Source organism: Pseudomonas sp. HMWF006 (genome assembly GCF_003061205.1).
Taxonomy (GTDB): Bacteria; Pseudomonadota; Gammaproteobacteria; order Pseudomonadales; family Pseudomonadaceae; genus Aquipseudomonas; species Aquipseudomonas monsensis.
Genome location: NZ_QAIU01000558.1, coordinates 39,489 through 41,746 on the forward strand (window position 1 = coordinate 39,489; position 2,258 = coordinate 41,746).

Annotated in this window: 3 protein-coding genes and 1 pseudogene; all 4 read left to right on the forward strand. The window is 63.2% G+C overall.

Annotated elements, in window-relative coordinates; all coding sequences use genetic code 11:
- The coding region (locus tag DBR24_RS33735) for a 4-hydroxythreonine-4-phosphate dehydrogenase PdxA (RefSeq protein ID WP_256591822.1) at positions 1-512 on the forward strand (512 nt) is incomplete at its 5' end.
- Positions 509-1,327, forward strand: coding sequence for a 16S rRNA (adenine(1518)-N(6)/adenine(1519)-N(6))-dimethyltransferase RsmA (gene rsmA / locus DBR24_RS25400; RefSeq protein ID WP_123469266.1), 819 nt, complete (start codon positions 509-511; stop codon positions 1,325-1,327). The genes DBR24_RS33735 and rsmA, both read left to right, overlap by 4 nt.
- 112 nt (positions 1,328-1,439) lie before the next feature.
- On the forward strand, positions 1,440-1,820 hold the full coding sequence (apaG, locus tag DBR24_RS25405; protein WP_123469268.1) for a Co2+/Mg2+ efflux protein ApaG: 381 nt from the start codon (positions 1,440-1,442) through the stop codon (positions 1,818-1,820).
- A 53-nt stretch (positions 1,821-1,873) separates the two neighbouring features.
- Positions 1,874-2,258, forward strand: a pseudogene (locus DBR24_RS33740) (symmetrical bis(5'-nucleosyl)-tetraphosphatase); the annotation flags it as partial.

The window sequence follows — 2,258 nt, forward strand, 5'->3', positions numbered from 1 at the left end:
TGGCACTGGTCACCACGCACCTGCCCCTGCGCGACATCGCCGATGCGATCACGCCGCAGCGGCTGGAGCGAGTCACGCGGATCCTGCACAGCGACCTGCAAGAAAAATTCGGCATCGCCCGGCCACGCATCCTGGTCTGCGGGCTCAACCCGCACGCCGGCGAAGGCGGACACCTGGGCCATGAAGAAATCGACATCATCGAACCCACTCTGGAGCGCCTGCGCGGCGAGGGCATGGACCTTCGTGGCCCGCTGCCTGCCGACACTCTGTTTACCCCCAAATATCTGGAGCACTGCGACGCAGTGCTGGCGATGTACCACGACCAGGGCCTGCCCGTGCTGAAGTACAAAGGCTTCGGCGCCGCCGTCAACGTGACCCTTGGCTTGCCGATCATCCGTACATCGGTCGACCACGGCACCGCCCTGGATCTGGCCGGCAGCGGCAAGATCGACACCGGCAGCCTGCAGGTCGCCCTGGAAACCGCCTACCAGATGGCCGAGACCCGTTTATGACCGAGCAATACCAACACAAGGCGCGCAAACGCTTTGGCCAGAACTTCCTGCACGATGCCGGCGTTATCGACCGCATCCTGCGCTCCATCAGCGCCAAACCTGACGACCGCATGCTGGAAATCGGCCCGGGCCAGGGCGCACTGACAGCCGGCCTGCTCAGCTCCGGCGCGCAACTCGATGTGGTGGAACTGGACAAGGACCTGATTCCGATCCTCAACCAGCAGTTCGCCGGCAAGAGCAACTTCAACCTGCATCAGGGCGATGCGCTGAAGTTCGACTTCAATACGTTGAATGCCGCGCCGAACAGCCTGCGAGTGGTCGGCAACCTGCCGTACAACATCTCCACGCCGCTGATCTTTCACCTGCTGAACAACGCCGGCATCATTCGCGACATGCACTTCATGCTGCAGAAAGAAGTGGTCGAGCGTCTGGCGGCCGGCCCGGGTGGCGGTGACTGGGGTCGCCTGTCGATCATGGTTCAGTACCACTGCCGCGTGGAACACCTGTTCAACGTTGGCCCGGGTGCATTCAACCCGCCGCCGAAGGTCGACTCGGCCATTGTCCGTCTGGTGCCGCATACGGTACTGCCACACCCGGCCAAGGATCATCGCCTGCTGGAGCGCGTCGTCCGCGAAGCGTTCAACCAGCGTCGCAAGACCCTGCGCAATACCCTCAAGCAATTGATGACCGCTGCCGAGATCGAGGCCGCCGGTGTTGACGGCAGCCTGCGCCCCGAGCAACTGGACCTGGCCGCATTCGTGCGCCTGGCCGACCAGCTCGCCGAACAGGTTCCGGCCTCTCCCGTCGCCGACTGACTGGCGATGAACGCTATCGGGCAGGACGCCACTCTGGTTTACTGCCCGATACTTGCCTAGACTGAATCCCCATCAGCTACGCCCCGCGTTCCGCTTCGTTAAGGCCTTTTGCATGTCCGATTCCCGTTACCAGGTCGATGTCAGCGTCGTTACCCGCTATCTGGCAGACCAATCGCAACCCGAGCACGACCGCTTCGCCTTCGCCTACACCATCACCGTGCAGAACAATGGCGAGCAGCCCGCGCGCCTGATGTCCCGGCACTGGGTGATTACCGATGGCGACGGCCATGTCGAGGAAGTCCGCGGCGCCGGTGTCGTTGGCCAGCAACCGCTGATCGCTGCAGGCCAAAGTCACACCTACAGCAGCGGCACGGTCATGACCACCAAGGTCGGCACCATGCAGGGCACCTATGAAATGGTCGCCAATGACGGCAAACATTTCGACGCAGTCATCAAGCCCTTCCGCCTTGCCGTGCCCGGAGCCCTGCACTGATGACGACGTACGCCGTCGGCGACCTGCAAGGCTGCCTCGAACCGCTCAAATGCCTGCTCAAGCAAGTAGCGTTCAACCCGGCACACGATCGGCTGTGGCTGGTCGGCGATCTGGTCAACCGTGGCCCGCAATCGCTGGAGACCCTGCGCTTCCTCTATGGCATGCGGGAATCGCTGGTCTGCGTCCTCGGCAATCACGATCTGCACCTGCTCGCCGCCGCTAACAACATCGAGCGCTTGAAGAAGTCCGACACCCTGCGCGAGATTCTCGAAGCGCCGGACGCGACCGACCTGCTCGAGTGGCTGCGCCAGCAGAAACTCATGCACTACGACGAGCAGCGCGACGTCGCCATGGTCCACGCCGGCATTCCCCCGCAATGGTCCCTGCGCAAGGCCTTGAAGTATGCCGCCGAAGCCGAAGCCGCACTGCGTGACGACA

Bases quoted from the DNA above. Each gene is read 5' to 3' on its own strand.
- apaG (WP_123469268.1), top strand. From the start codon at position 1,440: ATGTCCGATTCCCGTTACCAGGTCGATGTCAGCGTCGTTACCCGCTAT.
- rsmA (WP_123469266.1), top strand. From the start codon at position 509: ATGACCGAGCAATACCAACACAAGGCGCGCAAACGCTTTGGCCAGAAC.